Annotated in this window: 14 protein-coding genes; 4 read left to right on the top strand and 10 right to left on the bottom strand. The window is 44.5% G+C overall.

The genetic code is table 11. The annotated features are described in order from the left end of the window. Positions 1–118: 118 nt before the first annotated feature. From ACEN9X_RS11250 to ACEN9X_RS11235, 4 genes are all read right to left on the bottom strand, one after another. Positions 119–1,087 (bottom strand): transglutaminase family protein, encoded by a 969-nt coding sequence (locus ACEN9X_RS11250; RefSeq protein WP_413670459.1) that lies wholly within the window; start codon positions 1,085–1,087, stop codon positions 119–121. A 201-nt stretch (positions 1,088–1,288) separates the two neighbouring features. Continuing rightward, positions 1,289–2,224 (bottom strand): alpha-E domain-containing protein, encoded by a 936-nt coding sequence (locus ACEN9X_RS11245; RefSeq protein WP_413670458.1) that lies wholly within the window; start codon positions 2,222–2,224, stop codon positions 1,289–1,291. Positions 2,225–2,336: 112 nt separating this feature from the next. Beyond that, positions 2,337–3,797, bottom strand: a complete 1,461-nt coding sequence (locus ACEN9X_RS11240; RefSeq protein ID WP_413670457.1) for a circularly permuted type 2 ATP-grasp protein — start codon at positions 3,795–3,797, stop codon at positions 2,337–2,339. Between the two features lie 208 nt (positions 3,798–4,005). After that, entirely contained in the window at positions 4,006–4,851 is an 846-nt protein-coding gene (locus ACEN9X_RS11235; protein ID WP_413670456.1) for an AraC family transcriptional regulator, read from the bottom strand. 98 nt (positions 4,852–4,949) lie between these two features. Here ACEN9X_RS11235 and ACEN9X_RS11230 point away from each other — a divergent pair, with 98 nt between their 5' ends. Then, positions 4,950–5,957: a zinc-dependent alcohol dehydrogenase family protein gene (locus ACEN9X_RS11230; RefSeq protein WP_413670455.1), complete on the top strand. Its 1,008-nt coding sequence runs from the start codon at positions 4,950–4,952 to the stop codon at positions 5,955–5,957. A 461-nt stretch (positions 5,958–6,418) separates the two neighbouring features. Next, complete coding sequence (locus tag ACEN9X_RS11225) at positions 6,419–6,622, top strand: hypothetical protein (protein WP_413670454.1); 204 nt, start codon at positions 6,419–6,421, stop codon at positions 6,620–6,622. Positions 6,623–6,631: 9 nt separating this feature from the next. On the opposite strand, the gene ACEN9X_RS11220 is transcribed toward ACEN9X_RS11225, so the two are convergent. The 4 genes from ACEN9X_RS11220 to pdeM form a co-directional block, all read right to left on the bottom strand. Then, positions 6,632–7,417, bottom strand: coding sequence for a succinate dehydrogenase/fumarate reductase iron-sulfur subunit (locus ACEN9X_RS11220; RefSeq protein WP_413670453.1), 786 nt, complete (start codon positions 7,415–7,417; stop codon positions 6,632–6,634). A 105-nt stretch (positions 7,418–7,522) separates the two neighbouring features. Next, a complete protein-coding gene (locus ACEN9X_RS11215; protein WP_413670452.1) occupies positions 7,523–9,457 on the bottom strand; it encodes a fumarate reductase/succinate dehydrogenase flavoprotein subunit in 1,935 nt (644 codons plus the stop codon). A 41-nt stretch (positions 9,458–9,498) separates the two neighbouring features. Further along, complete coding sequence (locus tag ACEN9X_RS11210; protein ID WP_413670451.1) at positions 9,499–10,290, bottom strand: succinate dehydrogenase cytochrome b subunit; 792 nt, start codon at positions 10,288–10,290, stop codon at positions 9,499–9,501. Positions 10,291–10,472: 182 nt separating this feature from the next. Further along, on the bottom strand, positions 10,473–11,189 hold the full coding sequence (gene pdeM / locus ACEN9X_RS11205; protein WP_413670450.1) for a ligase-associated DNA damage response endonuclease PdeM: 717 nt from the start codon (positions 11,187–11,189) through the stop codon (positions 10,473–10,475). A 111-nt stretch (positions 11,190–11,300) separates the two neighbouring features. On the opposite strand from pdeM, the gene ACEN9X_RS11200 reads away from it, so the two are divergent. Continuing rightward, positions 11,301–11,678: a DUF6249 domain-containing protein gene (locus ACEN9X_RS11200; RefSeq protein ID WP_413670449.1), complete on the top strand. Its 378-nt coding sequence runs from the start codon at positions 11,301–11,303 to the stop codon at positions 11,676–11,678. Between the two features lie 182 nt (positions 11,679–11,860). On the opposite strand, the gene ACEN9X_RS11195 is transcribed toward ACEN9X_RS11200, so the two are convergent. Further along, a complete protein-coding gene (locus ACEN9X_RS11195) occupies positions 11,861–12,376 on the bottom strand; it encodes a DinB family protein (RefSeq protein ID WP_413670448.1) in 516 nt (171 codons plus the stop codon). Next, positions 12,351–13,568: a sensor histidine kinase gene (locus ACEN9X_RS11190; RefSeq protein ID WP_413670447.1), complete on the bottom strand. Its 1,218-nt coding sequence runs from the start codon at positions 13,566–13,568 to the stop codon at positions 12,351–12,353. Before ACEN9X_RS11190 ends, ACEN9X_RS11195 begins: the two co-directional genes overlap by 26 nt. A 221-nt stretch (positions 13,569–13,789) precedes the next feature. Between ACEN9X_RS11190 and gltX the strand changes: the two genes are divergently transcribed. Next, positions 13,790–15,310 (top strand): glutamate--tRNA ligase, encoded by a 1,521-nt coding sequence (gene gltX / locus ACEN9X_RS11185; RefSeq protein ID WP_413670446.1) that lies wholly within the window; start codon positions 13,790–13,792, stop codon positions 15,308–15,310. Positions 15,311–15,320 lie beyond the last annotated feature (10 nt).

Genomic DNA, 15,320 nt, shown 5'->3' with positions numbered 1-15,320 from the left:
AATCACAAAAAGGTTATTGGTCTATGCATTGGCTACGAGATTGCCGCGCTACGCTCGCAATGACATATCTTCTCTATTCTTTTTTTCTGCCAACTGAAAACTGCCACTGCCAACTTCCCTACTGCTGCTGTTGTTGCTGCTGCTGAATAATCTCCATATAACGCTGATAACTGTTTTTTGAAAATTCGGTTACCGCATGTATAGCAGGTGTTTCGTGGGCTTTGTCCTCAAAAACGATGGCATCGGCGTCATCAACTACTACGGATACTTCCAGTTTGTGGCCATAAGCGCCTTTATAAACGCCCTTAACCGGCGAGCAGTCGGAAAAATTGCGGCCTACTGCCAGGCGTACATGGGTTTCGTTGGCAACGCAGTTGTTGGTAGGGTCGATACCGAGCCATCCGTAATCGGGTACATATACTTCGGCCCAGGCATGGGTAGCACCTTCGCCGCGCATAGCACTGCTGTGGGTGCAAATGTAACCGCTTACATAGCGCGATGGTATTTTAAGCTGACGAAGCATGACCATCAAAATATGGGCAAAATCCTGGCAAACACCGGCCCTGAGCTTCCATACTTCATCAAGTGTTGTTTCAACCGTAGTAACCCCTTTGATGTACTCAAAGTTTTTGTATACCCAGCCGCAAAAACGAAGCGCCACCTGGAAAGGCGTTTCGTCTTTACGTCGCTCCTGTTCAACTACTTCCTGCAGTTCGGGCAGCCCCTCAAAATATTCCTGTTTTAAAAAATCAATATATGGCACCATGTACTGAAGGCGCTTAAGATCTTCCCATTGCTGCTCCGGAAAAATATCATTTACCGGCAAGGGGCGCTGGCGGGTAGTAACAACCAGTTTTGAGTTGATGACCAGCATATTGTGCTGATTACTGTACGTGAAACTGCCAACTTCATTGCCGTAATAGTCGGTGTGCGTATCAACTACCGGGTTTCCGGTTATGTTGAGTTCCTGCTTAATTACTTCCTGGTAGTCGTCTTTTATCGGGAACAAGATGATTTGGTTGGCGCTGTCGCGCACAGGGCCCTCATAGGTATATTTTGTAATATGTTGGATCTTAAATTCAGGCATTGTTTTAATTTTTTAATTTGAGGATTTGAAAATTTGAAAATGAGAAAAGAGGTTTTCAAAACTTCAAAACAAAATCTATTTAATTGGTTAATTGAATAATTTGATAATGTGGCGATTTGAAGATTTGAAAATGAATTAGGCCGAACATCTTCAAATTTTCAAATCGGCAAATTTTCAAATTAAGCGGTTTTCAAATTAAGTTTATGAATTAGCAAAATAGTGCTGATTAAGTGAATTACCAATCCCGTACAGCTCACTCCTGATTTGGGTGAGGAACAGGTGTAACCCCTCCTGCTTAATGCTTTTTACCGAACTGTATTTGATACGGCTTTGCAACCTGCCTATCTGGAACGACATTTCCCGGTAGTCGTCGGCATTGCTGTCGTTCTTCAACCTGTCGAAATAGCGTTGGATATTATTTACCGAATAGATAACCGACCGTGGAAAATCGTTATTAAGCACAACCTGTTCCAGTACGTTTTCGGCCTCAAAGCCTTCGCGATAGGTTTTTAAATACAGCTCATATCCGCCCAATGAAAGCAAAAGGTGTTTCCAGTACGTAGTATCAGTAAGCAGGTCGGGGTTGTCACTTATCGAACTAAACTTAGTATCCAAAATATCAACCGACTGGATAGCCCTTTCAAGATACTTGCCAATATTCATAAATGCACGGCCTTCGCCGCGCTCCATGGTGATCTCCACAGTACCGTAATAAAGCATTACCTGTTTTATCAGCACGTCCAGTACCCCTATCGGGTCTTCACGGTGCAGCGCACGTTCCAGTCGTGGGTCTTTTACAGTATGGTAATATTCATTCAGGCATTGCCAAAGATCCTTGGTGATGTGTTCCTGTACGCCACGCGCGTTTTCACGCGCCAGGGTAATGATGTTGAGTATAGAGTTTGGATTGCTTTTCCCGGTAACCATATACTTTAAAACCGACCGGCTGTCATTGTCCAGCTTTTCGGCCTCACCTGCGTTGAGCCCGGCAAAAATCCGCATTACCGGCTCCCAGGTAAATTCCTGCACTGTATCCTGCGATGAGGCATAATTAATTTTTAACATCCGCAGCATGCCGTCGCTGCGTTCAATGTAACGGCTTAACCAATAAAAACTTGCTGCAACCCTGCTTAACATAATGCCCCCTAACCCCCAAAAGGGGGAATGATTATCCAGAGACGAAATCCTCTGGTGTTTTGTTATTTATATTTTGTCCTAACTTCTTTATTCTGCTTCTTTTCCTCCCCCTTTAGGGGGCCGGGGGGCTTAACACCCACGTATCCTTACTACCGCCACCCTGCGAACTGTTCACCACCAATGATCCTTCTTTTAAGGCCACTCGCGTTAGACCGCCCGGTACAATTTCAATGCCATCGGGGCCATAAAGTGCGTAAGGCCTTAAGTCAACCCTGCGCGGCTTTAACTCACCCTGCATATAGCACGGTGCCGCCGAAAGACTGATAGTTGGCTGTGCAATGAAGTTACGCGGATCTTTCAGTATTTCCTTTTTATATTCATCTATTTCCTGTTCGCTTGCCGCGTGCCCCATCAACATACCGTAGCCACCGCTGCCGTTGGTTTTTTTAACCACCATTTTATTGAGGTTTTTAAACACCATTTCACGCTCGTCCGGATTGCCCAGCTGATGAGTTGGTACGTTTTTGAGTATTGGCTCTTCGTTCAGGTAGTAGCGAATCATGTCAGGCACATAGGCGTATACTGCCTTATCATCGGCAACACCGGTGCCTGTAGCGTTTACAATGGCTACATTGCCTTTGCGGTATGCGCCCATCAAACCTGCCACGCCCAGCATGCTTGCCGGATTAAATACCAGCGGATCTAAAAACTCATCGTCCACCCGGCGATAGATCACATCCACCTGCTGCAGGCCGGTAGTGGTTTTCATGTAAACTTTATGATTGTTCACCACCAGGTCGCGCCCTTCAACCAGCTCTACCCCCATTAAGCGGGCCAGCGTGGTATGTTCAAAATAAGCCGAATTATAAATGCCCGGCGTAAGTAAAACAATAGTTGGGTTATGAATTTGCCTTGGCGAAAGCGCCAAAAGGTTTTTATATAATATAGATGGATACTCGGTAACACTACGCACGCTGCATTGCGGCAGCAGATCAGGAAATAGCCGTTTGGTGATCTCCCTGTTCTCGAGCATGTAACTTACGCCAGACGGGGTGCGCAGGTTATCTTCCAGTACGTAAAAAGTGCCATCTTCATCGCGGATGAGGTCGATGCCCGAAATGTGCACATAAATATCATATGGTACCTGGAGCTGGTACATTTCGCGCAAAAAATGTGGGCACGAATAAATGATATCAATAGGTACTATGCCATCCTTTACAATAAACTGGTTGTGGTAAATATCCTTCAGGAAAAGATTAAGTGCATTAAGGCGCTGTTTGATGCCCCGCTCAACAAAAGCCCACTCATCGGCAGTGATAATGCGTGGAATAATATCAAAAGGAAAGATCTTTTCAATGCCTTCGCCGCTGTTATAAACAGTAAAGGTAATGCCCTGGCTCATGAACAGGCGTTTGGCAAGCTCCTCCTTTTTATTCAGGTCGTCGGCCGATTCTTTCGAAATGTAGTCAATTACTTTGCGGTAATGTTCCCGAACATTAGCATCTAAGCCATACATTTCATCCCAAACGTTATTTATTGGGTTGTATTTGTCAAAATAAGCTGATTCTTCCATGAAAAATTACAATAGTTTAAAAATTGATAATCAGTTATCTTTAGAAATTGTAATTTATGAAGTGTTTTTGATAAAAAAGCAAATTATTTTGAAATTTTTGAAGATATTTTAATCAAATTTTCAATTTGTACTGATTTGTATAATTAAAAACTGTGTTTTATTGATTTGAAAGTACAAATGATAAGGCGCTGTTCTGCAAGTATTAACTCTAAATTGTATTCGCCGCTTTCCTGAAATCTGAAGGGTTCATACGTCTGTACTTTTTAAAAATACGGTTGAGGTGGCTTTCATCATTAAAGCCAAGTTCATTGGCAATTTCAACCATGCGCATATTGCTGTGCAGCAATCGGTTTTCGATGAGCTTAAGTTTATAGTTGATAATATACTGCTGCAGGGTTTCGCCGGTGTGTTTTTTAAAATAGCGGCCTATGTAGGTTTCTGAAATCCCCATTTTATCTGCAATGACCTCTGCTCTTAACTTTTCGGGGAAGTAGATATTGGCCTGGACGTATTGCAAAATATCAAGTGTTTTTTCCTCTGTATTTTCATCAACCTCATCGGGCATGCTCATGGCAATATTGCGGGCTACCATTACAATAATGGTGTTGATGTATTGTTGCAAAAGCTCTTTGCTGTAAAGGCTGTTTTTATTTTGCTCATTGATAATGGCTTGCATAATAGGTTTTACAACGGCACTGTCTTCGTGGTGCTTTAATACACAGCCGGGGGCCTGGGCAGCATTTTTGAGGATAAACTCGAGGTGTTTAGCTGCATCGCCGGGCAGTTTGTAATCCTTGATGTAAGCCATATTAAAACGGATGAAGAGGAACTGCGTTGAGGTTGCTATCTCAAAATAATGGGAATCATCGGGCGTAAGCAGAAATAAGTGCCCGGGCTTATAGTTGAATTTGCTTTTGTTGATGCATTGCTTCCCGGTGCCGCTTACAATATAAATAAACTCAAAGAAGCTGTGCGAATGTTCGCTGCGGGGGCAGGCATTAAGGGGCTCGCGTAATACGATCTCGAACGGCTGGTATAAATTATCTTTAACCATAGTGTAAATGTACAATTATTACGAGGGTTTGTACAAGGCAGGTGGTTTATGTGTTGTATAATTTTGCACTATAAATAAAACAACTCAGAATTACTAAAATGGAAAATCAAAATAAACCGACTATGCAGGCGTTAATTGCCACCGAAGCAAATGCCCCTTTTACCATAACCGAAATAGAACGTCCGCTCGCTGCAGAAGGTCAGGTACTGGTACGCATTATAGCAAGTGGTGTGAGCGTATTGGATAACAAGATCCGCACCGGAAAAGGCGGGCATGCCCAACAGCCGTTACCAGCTATTTTAGGGATGGATTTCGCCGGTATCATTGAAGCTGTTGGTCCTGGTGTTACCCGTTTTAAGGTAGGCGACGAAGTATATGGACTTGCAGGCGGCATTGGTGGCTTGCAAGGTACTTACGCGCAATATGCCGCTTTTGACGCGGATTTGCTTGCTGTTAAGCCTTCAAATTTAAGTATGCGCCAATCGGCCTCTATGCCCCTTAATTTCATTACTGCCTGGGAAGGCCTTGTGGATAGGGCAAATGTGCATGAAGGTCAAAAAGTACTGGTTCATGGCGGTGCAGGCGGCGTTGGTCATTTAGCAGTTCAAATAGCCAGGGCATTTGGAGCCGATGTTTATGCTACCGGCAGTGCTGCACAACAGCAATATATTGAAAGTATAGGAGCCACTTTTATTGATTACCGCGCCACAACTGTTGAAGAATATGTGAACAAATATACCAATGGTGAGGGATTTGATATTGTTTATGATACTTTGGGTGGTGCTACGTTAGATGCCTCATTTGTTGCCGCCCGCTATTACACCGGGCATGTGGTAAGCTGTTTGGGTTGGGGCGAACATAAGCTGGCTCCCTTGTCATTTCGTGGTGCAACGTATTCAGGGGTGTTTACTTTGATGCCGATGATCAGTGGCAGAGGGCGCAAACATCATGGCGAAATTATGGAGGAAGCAACTAAACTTGCAGAAGCAGGTATGCTTGTTCCGTTGGTTGATGAAAGACGTTTTACATTGGCCACAGCTAACGAAGCACATGACATTATTGAGAACGGTAAATCGGTTGGTAAACTGGTGGTTGATGTAGCCTGAAGCTGCCCGAATCATGTTATGCAGTGTTTAAGTCCGGGGAGTTTGAAGGGAAAAATGCCATTCGCCATTTGTCATGCTGAGTGTTAAATCCGGTGGATTCTGAAGGTAAAATGACATCTTCATCACGTCATTGGGAGGCACGAAGCAATCCCCAACAGGCAGGTAACGATCTTTGTTCTATGGACTTACATCGTTGCGCTCCTGGCCGCGCGGGCCAGGTACTTTTGTCTTGATACAAAAGTACCCAAAAAATCAAGTCAGCAGATAGGCTTCTTTGCGCACAGGCCTTTGCCCTGCAAATCGGACAGAACCACGGCTGCAATTATTTTGCCCCGCTCCGCATCTGCATTCCCAACGCTTCTGCAAAAACTTGCTATGCCCTTTCCTGCGCTCAAGGCCACCATCGTTCTGCCCGATTTCATCCGAAGCTTACCTGCTGACGGGAACATCCTTCATTTATTATGTCATGGGTAGGTACGAAGCATCTTCTTCGCCCGTGTATAGCGGCCATGCTTGTTGAAGAAGATCCCTTCGTACCTCAGGATGACAGTTTTTTTGTGAATTATGTCATGGGTAGAAACAAAAACATCAACCAGCTTATCCGTTTGAGATGGTTTATAAACAAAAACGGCCCGGTGAAAACCGGGCCGTTTGCTATATCCTAAACAATTCAATTAGTGATTTTGTTCGTGTACTTCTTCTTCCCTGAACAGTTTCGCGCTGAAATAATCATTGTTCATGCGGGCAATGTTGGTAAGCTTAATTTCTTTAGGGCATTCAGCTTCGCAGGCACCGGTGTTGGTACAGTTACCGAAACCTTCTTCGTCCATCTGGGCAACCATTGATTGCACACGACGGTAACGCTCTGGCTGACCTTGTGGCAATAAGCCAAGCTGAGTGATCTTAGCAGATACGAACAGCATAGCCGAAGCATTTTTACAAGCTGCAACACAGGCTCCGCAACCAATACAGGTAGCCGAGTTGAAAGCTTCATCGGCAATAACCTTAGGAATTGGGATAGCGTTGCCATCAGGTACACCACCGGTATTCACCGAAACATAGCCACCAGCCTGCTGGATCCTGTCGAAAGCGGAGCGGTCAACCGCTAAGTCTTTAACAATTGGGAATGCTTGCGCGCGCCATGGTTCGATAGTGATGGTTTCACCATCGTGGAAGGTACGCATGTGCAGCTGGCAGGTAGTGATACCGCGTTTTGGTCCGTGTGGGTGACCATTGATATATAATGAACACATACCGCAAATACCTTCGCGGCAGTCGTGGTCAAAGTTTATTGGCTCATCGCCTTTGTGGGTCAGGCTTTCATTTACCACGTCGAGCATTTCAAGGAACGACATATCAGGCGAAATGTTCTCAGCTTTGTAGCTTACAAATTTACCCGGGGTTTGAGCATTTTTTTGACGCCATACTTTAAGCGTCAGGTTCATATTTCCGTTACTCATCTTTGTTTTAGATTTGAGTTATCGTTATTTTTTGTTGATTGAGAGAGCGATTGATTAGGTGAATGGTTGTTAACTTAATCAACCACTCATCTAATTAACCATTCACTATGCGTAATTACGTTGTGATAAATGAACTGCTTCAAATGTCAGCTGTTCCTTATGCAATTCCTCCGGCTGATTTTCACCTTTAAACTCCCAGGCAGCAACAAATGCAAAGTTTTCGTCATCGCGCAGTGCTTCACCATCGGCAGTTTGTGACTCAACCCTGAAGTGGCCACCACATGATTCTTTGCGCATTAAAGCATCGTCGATCATCAGCTCGCCAAGTTCAATGAAATCGGCCACGCGACCAGCTCTTTCTAACGAAGCGTTTACTTCTTCGTTTTCGCCGGTTACGATAGCATTTTTCCAGAAATCGGCTTTCAAAGCCTGGATCAAACCTTTGGCTTTTTTCAGGCCTTCTTCTGTACGGGCCATACCGCAGTACTCCCACATAATGTGGCCAAGTTCGCGGTGATACTCGTTAGTGGTTTTGTTGCCTTTAAGGGCCAGTAATTTATTTACGTGTGCAATTACATCCTGTTTGGTTTGCTCAAAAGCAGGGTGGCTTGTATCAACCTTTTTAGGGCCGGTTTTAGCAAGATAGTCACCAAGGGTATAAGGGATTACAAAGTAACCGTCAGATAAACCCTGCATCAACGCTGAAGCACCAAGGCGGTTAGCGCCGTGGTCTGAGAAGTTACACTCGCCCAAGGCATATAAACCGGGGATGGTAGTGCTCAGGTTATAATCAACCCAAAGGCCTCCCATGGTATAGTGTACCGCAGGGTAAATACGCATTGGCTGTTTATACGGGTTCTCGTCGGTAATCTGGATATACATATCAAACAGGTTACCGTATTTGGCTTTAACTGTTTCTTCGCCCAGGCGTTTGATAGCATCGGCAAAGTCAAGGAATACAGCGAAGCCCGAACCGCCTACACCTCTGCCTTCTTCAACCATTTCCTTAGCGTTACGTGAAGCCACGTCGCGCGGAACAAGGTTACCGAAAGCCGGGTATTTACGCTCAAGGAAATAATCGCGATCGTCCTCTTTAACCTGGTCGGCTTTCAAAGTGCCTTTGCGCAATTGCTCGGCAATTTCAACCGTTTTTGGTGCCCATACCCTACCGTCGTTACGCAGCGACTCAGACATCAGCGTAAGCTTAGACTGGTGATCGCCGGTTACCGGGATACAGGTTGGGTGAATTTGAGTATAGCAAGGGTTACCGAAGAAAGCACCGCGTTTGTGTGCCCTCCAGGCTGCCGTTACGTTAGATCCGATAGCGTTTGTTGACAGGTAGAACACGTTGCTGTAACCGCCTGTACACAATAATACGGCGTGACCAGCATGGGTATCAATCGCGCCGGTAAGCATGTTACGGGTAACAATACCTTTGGCATGGCCATCGATAGTTACCACGTCAAGCATTTCGTGGCGGGTATACATTTTTACTTTACCGGCATGGATCTGGCGGTTAAGGGCAGAGTAAGCGCCTAATAAAAGCTGCTGTCCTGTTTGGCCCCTCGCGTAGAAGGTACGCGATACCTGCGAACCACCGAATGAACGGTTATCCAGCAAGCCGCCGTATTCGCGGGCAAAAGGTACACCCTGTGCCACGCACTGGTCAATGATGTTTACCGAAACTTCGGCCAAACGGTGAACGTTGGCTTCGCGTGCGCGGTAGTCACCACCTTTAATGGTATCGTAAAATAAACGGAAAACGCTGTCGCCATCGTTTTGGTAGTTTTTAGCAGCATTGATACCACCCTGTGCAGCAATAGAGTGCGCACGGCGTGGGCTGTCCTGGAAACAAAATGCCTTGACGTTGTAACCCAGCTCACCTAAGGTGGCAGCTGCCGAAGCGCCTGCCAAACCGGTACCTACAATAATGATATCGTATTTACGCTTGTTGGCGGGGTTAACCAGCTTCAGATCAAATTTATGCTTGCTCCATTTTTCGGCTAATGGGCCTTGAGGAATTTTAGCATCTAATGTCATCTCTTCTATATGTTTATGTTTGTGGCTTTTGGCCAGCTAACTTAGTGAGCTCCCTGGGTTGATAAATAGTAATAATAAACCGGCATGGCGGCAAAAAGCAGCGGAATAATAACCGCAAACAGCCATGTGCCAATAAAGTAAACTACCGGGGTGTATTTGCGGTGTACCCAGCCCAGCGTACGAAATGCGCTCTGGAAACCATGCAGCAAGTGAAATGCTACAGCGCCCATGGCTATTACGTAAAATATAACGTAAATAAGGTTGCTGAAGCTATAAACAACGCGTGCATGCAGGTCTTTTACCCTTACAACCTCTACATTGTTTTCGGTTGATACAGAGTGGCTGAAATCAGCGTTAACCGGTTTGTATTCGGCAGCAGTGGTAACACCGGTAGCCAGATCGGTACGGTACTCTTTAAAGCCCATGGTTTGGTCGTTGTGGTAACGGAACCAGAAATCGCCCATGTGGATAACGATGAACAGGAACATGATTGAACCTAAAAGGCCCATGTTTTTTGATGACCATGAGGCATCAGATTTTGCCGCTACTGCATAACGTACAGGACGGGCTTTACGGTTTTTGACAGTCAGGATCAAACCGTATAGTGCATGCACTAAAATGGAAAGGTACAACAGGTATGCAATTACTTCGATAGGCGGAAAATGCGTAAGGAAGTTGGCATACACGTTAAAACTGAAACCGTCATCGTGTTTAAACAACAGCAGGTTGCCGCCTACGTGTACAATTAAAAAGGTACACAGAAACAAGCCTGTTAAAGCCATGATCAGCTTTTTGCCCAGCGACGAGTTTAAGGTTTGTTTGAATTCGCTCATTATGAATTGGATTTGTTAGGCAAAAGTATTTATTAAATAACAAAACATAGAAGAGGTTTTGGCTTATTGAAGATCAAAAATCTATTTAGAATCAATCTAAAGCAATGGGCTGGCTGTTAAGGTGTAAATACACTGCTATGACAGTTAATGCGCTGTAATAAAGGTTGGTGCAGTATGAAAAATCAGGCGATAGCAACTACTTTATCTTTCAATACAGCAAAGATCCTGTCGTTTTGAAGGCTGCGGATAGCAACCCGGCCCGTAAATTTACCAAACGACGGCAGTATAACCTGCCGGCTTCCGAAAGCAAAGCATGGCAGCGTGATGCTTTGCCGCCCTCTGCCGCTCAGATTTACGCCGGGGTGGATGTGCCCGCAAAAAACATAGCCTACCGCCGGTTTATCATCAGCAAGCGGATGGTGCATCATCAGAAATGGGCCTATCAATAAATCGTCATGCAACTCGATATTTAGGTTGTGATAATGTTTATCATCGATTACATCATGGTTGCCGCGGACGAGGATGACCTGCAATGCTGGGAACTGGCTACGCCAAAGGATGAACCAATCCCAGTCGTTATTCATATCGCTATGGAACAGATCGCCTAAAAAAATTACTTTCTCTGGCTTATGTTCATAAATAAGATCAGAAAGTACAGCCAGGTCGCTTTGTTCCATATCGCGAGGTATGGCTATCCCCGCTTTACGGAAATGCCCAACCTTACCCAAATGCACATCGGCAACTATCAGCGCCTTTTGTTGCTGCCAGTAAATGGCTTTTTGTGGTAATAATAAAAGATCCTGCCCCAGCAGGTTAAATGGAGTAGCCGCACTTATCATTAAGGCAAAGGTACACAAGCCCCCCGGCCCCCTAAAGGGGGTGTGAAAATATTTTTTCAATCAGGGTGTAACCTGTTTAAAAAACATGTGGTCATAGCTTACAAATACACCGCAACGGCGTATTACAGAGAGAGAAAAAACAATATTAACTTAATTAAAAAAACAAATATTATGGGCGCAGGTGAATTGGGTGTATTAGCAGGAATTATAATACCCCTCAGCTTATTCGCAATGATCTTCGGGATCGTTTACTTAAACAAACGGGAGAAATTAGCTATGATCGAAAGAAACATGGATCCAAGGAGTTACAAACCACAATCGGCTCCTTACCAAAATTTAAAATGGGGCTTGCTGCTCATTGGTTCAGGTATCGGGTTGTTTTTAGCCTATGTTTTAAATCGTGGCATATTCAATAGTTTTGACGACGATGTTTTCTTTTTGTACGTAGCATTGATCGCTATTTTTGGAGGAGCGGGTTTGTTTTTATCATACCGCATCGAAAAAAGGGAAGTGCTGGATAAGGAAGATCAGCATATCGAAAAATTATAAGCGATTTATTCAATATCATTTAAAGCTCCGGCATTTTGGCGGGGCTTTTTTTGCAGCCAAGCCGGTTGTACAAAAAGCCGGGTATGTCGGAGAGATTGTTTTGGTGTATGATATTCTGTTTGATTTGACCTTTTGCATCCGATAATCTGCAGGAGGCTAATCGGTTAAAATAAGCGGCAGGCTTACCCTATACCATACCGCTCTTTAAATAAGTTTAAATGATGGCGCTCATGCCCGGCGAGCATAAATACAAATGCCGCTACAGTAAACAAATGGCTGCTGGCTATGCCAGTACGGGCTAATTGCTCATCGCTGAAAGCTTTAACCATATAAAGATTGCCCTGGCGTAAAGCCCTGAACTCTTCGGCCAGATCTTTTATATTTTGACTGTTAAAATCGGTATTGTTAACGTAAACATCCTGGTCAAAACCGGGTAGCTCAATGTGGTTGCGCGAAAATACGAGCGCCCGGTAAGCAAAAGTACGTTCGGTATCAATCATGTGTCCCAAAGCCTGCTTAACTGTCCATTTACCGGGGGCATAGGCGTGCAAAGCTTCTTCGTCGGTTAAATTGCTGAGCAGCTGGTAGCTGATATTCATTTGCTGTTCAAGCATGTTAATTACATCATTGTCGCCAACAAGCCCTACATATCCCGCAGCAAACGGCGAATAATCACCTGGTTTTGGTTTTGTTATCATTGCGCGTGTTTTTTAGTATTATCCTGAATGTTGTTCCCTTGCCTATTTCCGAGTCTTTTACAAAGATCTGCCCGTTGTGGTAATTTTCCACAATACGTTTGGTGAGCGACAGGCCCAGCCCCCAGCCCCGCTTGCGCGTAGTATAACCGGGTTGAAAGACAGTATCAAATTTAGAGCGGGGGATGCCTTTGCCGGTATCGGTAATATCGATAAAAATTTGGTTTTTTACCTTGTTGCCGCTGATTTCAACTTTAATACTGCCTTTGCCCTCAATGGCATTAACAGCATTTTTTAATATGTTCTCTATCACCCAATCAAACAGCGGAATGTTAAGGCCGGCCTTTAGATGAGGGTTGCCGGTAAGCTCAAAACTGATGTTTTTGCTTACACGGACTTTAAAGTAATCAACAAAATCCTTCACTACGGCATACACGCCATGTTCTTCCAACACGGATTTGGAGCCGATTTTCGAAAAACGATCGGCTACTATTTCCAGGCGCTTTACATCGTTTTCCATTTCGGCAATCAGCACATCGTCTTCGGCATTAAACTTCTCTTTCATTAGCTCAATCCAGGCAATGAGCGACGATATAGGCGTGCCCAGCTGATGTGCTGTTTCTTTAGCTAAACCAACCCAAACCTGGTCCTGCTCCGATTTTCGGGACGAGCTGAAGGCGGTATAGGCCATCAATAAAAATATAGCAATTACGGTAAGTTGGATATAAGGGAATAAGCGCAATTGTGTAAGCAGCGGTGAGTCTTTATAATAAACAAAATTTTCTTCGCCCAAAACCTGGAGTTTAATAGGAGCATGCTGCCCCTTCATATATTCAAGCTCTTCTTTAAAATAAACTGGATCGTATTTTTTCTTTTTGTTGCTTTCTGCTTCCAGCTTAATGAAGGTTTTTGTTGTGTCTAAGCCACGCTGTAAAACTATTTCACCTTTCCCATCAGTTACAATAGCGGGCACGGTGAGGCTATCGCGCACAGCTATTACGTAGTTTAAAAAATCATTATCATCTGAGGCAAGGATCTGGCGCATACTTATGGCCCAAACCTGGGCGCGGGTACGTTCCGAACGCTCAATGTTTTTTACCAGGTAACGGGTATAAAGTAATGAGCCAATTGCAATTACCACGGCAAATGCAAGGAGTAAATATTTCCAACGTTTTTTCTGTTGATATGGGTTCATGCTAGGCACAGTCCAAATAACGTAAAATTGCTTTGTAAAATATAATTTTTGTTGGGGAGGAAGTCCGTAAGTCGGAGAGTCCGCAAGTCCGTAAGTTGAAAAGTTCGAATTTGTACGTGGTCAAACTTTCAGATTACAGGCTTTTCGACCTGTACCGTCCTTTCGACTTTCGGACAGCGGACTTCCGGACTTTCCGACTTAAAACCTATCTTTGCCCCATCATGACCGATAAAAAAGTAAGAGTCCGTTTTGCGCCAAGCCCTACCGGTGGTTTACACCTTGGTGGCGTGCGCACCGTGTTGTTCAACTATTTATACGCCAAAAAACATGGCGGCGATTTTGTTTTGCGAATTGAGGATACCGATCAAACCCGTTATGTGGAAGGTGCCGAAGAATATATTTTAGATTGCCTGAAATGGTGCGGCCTTCACCCTGATGAAAGCCCGGTTGCAGGAGGGCATTATGCCCCTTATCGCCAAAGCGAACGTAAACCGCTTTATCGTGAGTATGCCGAACGCCTGGTGATGGAAGGCCATGCTTATTATGCCTTTGATACTGCCGAAGAATTAGATAAAAATCGTAAAGAGATCCCTAATTTTCAATACGGATTAGCTTATCGCCATACATTAAGAAACTCGCTTTCGTTGCCACAGCATGAGGTTGACGCATTGCTTGCTGCCGGTACGCCGCACGTTATCCGTATCAAAATGCCCGAAGGTGAAACCGTTACTTTTAACGACATGATCCGCGGGTATGTGAGCTTTGAAACCAGCCAGGTTGATGATAAGGTATTGTTAAAGGCTGATGGTATGCCTACGTACCATTTGGCTGTGGTAGTTGATGATTACCTGATGAAAATTACCCACGCTTTCCGCGGAGAAGAGTGGCTGCCATCGGCCCCTGTGCATTTACTGCTTTGGGAATACCTGGGCTGGAAAGCCGATATGCCACAATGGGCACACTTGCCGTTGATATTGAAACCGGATGGCCATGGTAAGCTGAGTAAGCGCGATGGTGCCCGTTTGGGTTTCCCGGTTTATGCTATGAATTGGTTCGATGCAAAATCGGGCGAATTAACACAGGGTTTCCGTGAGCTTGGTTTTTTACCAGAGGCATTTTTGAACCTGTTGGCTACTTTAGGGTGGAACGATGGTACCGAGCAGGAGATTTTTACCCTGGATGAACTGATTGAAAAATTCTCGATAGAGCGTGTTAGTAAATCAGGCGCTAAGTTTGATTTTGAAAAAGCCAAATGGTTCAATGCCGAGTGGATTAAGAAGTCTGAAGCCGAAAGTCTGAAGCCGGATGTTATAAAAGTATTTGCTGATAAGGGCGTTACTGTTAACGATGACGATTATTTGGCTAAAGTTATTGGTTTGATCAAAGACCGTTGCGTGCTGTTGCCAGATTTTTACCAGCAGGCAGGCTTCTTTTTTGAACAGCCTAAAGAGTATGACCTTAACGCGGTAAAGCCTAAATGGAATGATACCAAAACGGAGTTTTATCATGCATTCATCGCTTTGCTAAATAATGAGGCTGCTATTGAAGCGCATGGCCTGGAAGCTAAATTTAAAGCCCTTGCCGAAGAAAAAGGTTTAAAAGTTGGTGATGTGATGCTACCATTCCGCATTATGCTGGTTGGTGGTAAGTTTGGCCCGCATGTATTTGATATTGTTGCGCTGCTTGGTAAAGAAGAAACCATCAGCAGGATTGAAAAGGCTTTGGTAGAGTTTACCGCCTGATATATAAATA

The sequence above is a fragment of the Mucilaginibacter sp. Mucisp86 genome (assembly GCF_047324315.1).
Taxonomy (GTDB): domain Bacteria; phylum Bacteroidota; class Bacteroidia; order Sphingobacteriales; family Sphingobacteriaceae; genus Mucilaginibacter.
This window is presented reverse-complemented; position numbering and strand designations above follow the sequence as displayed.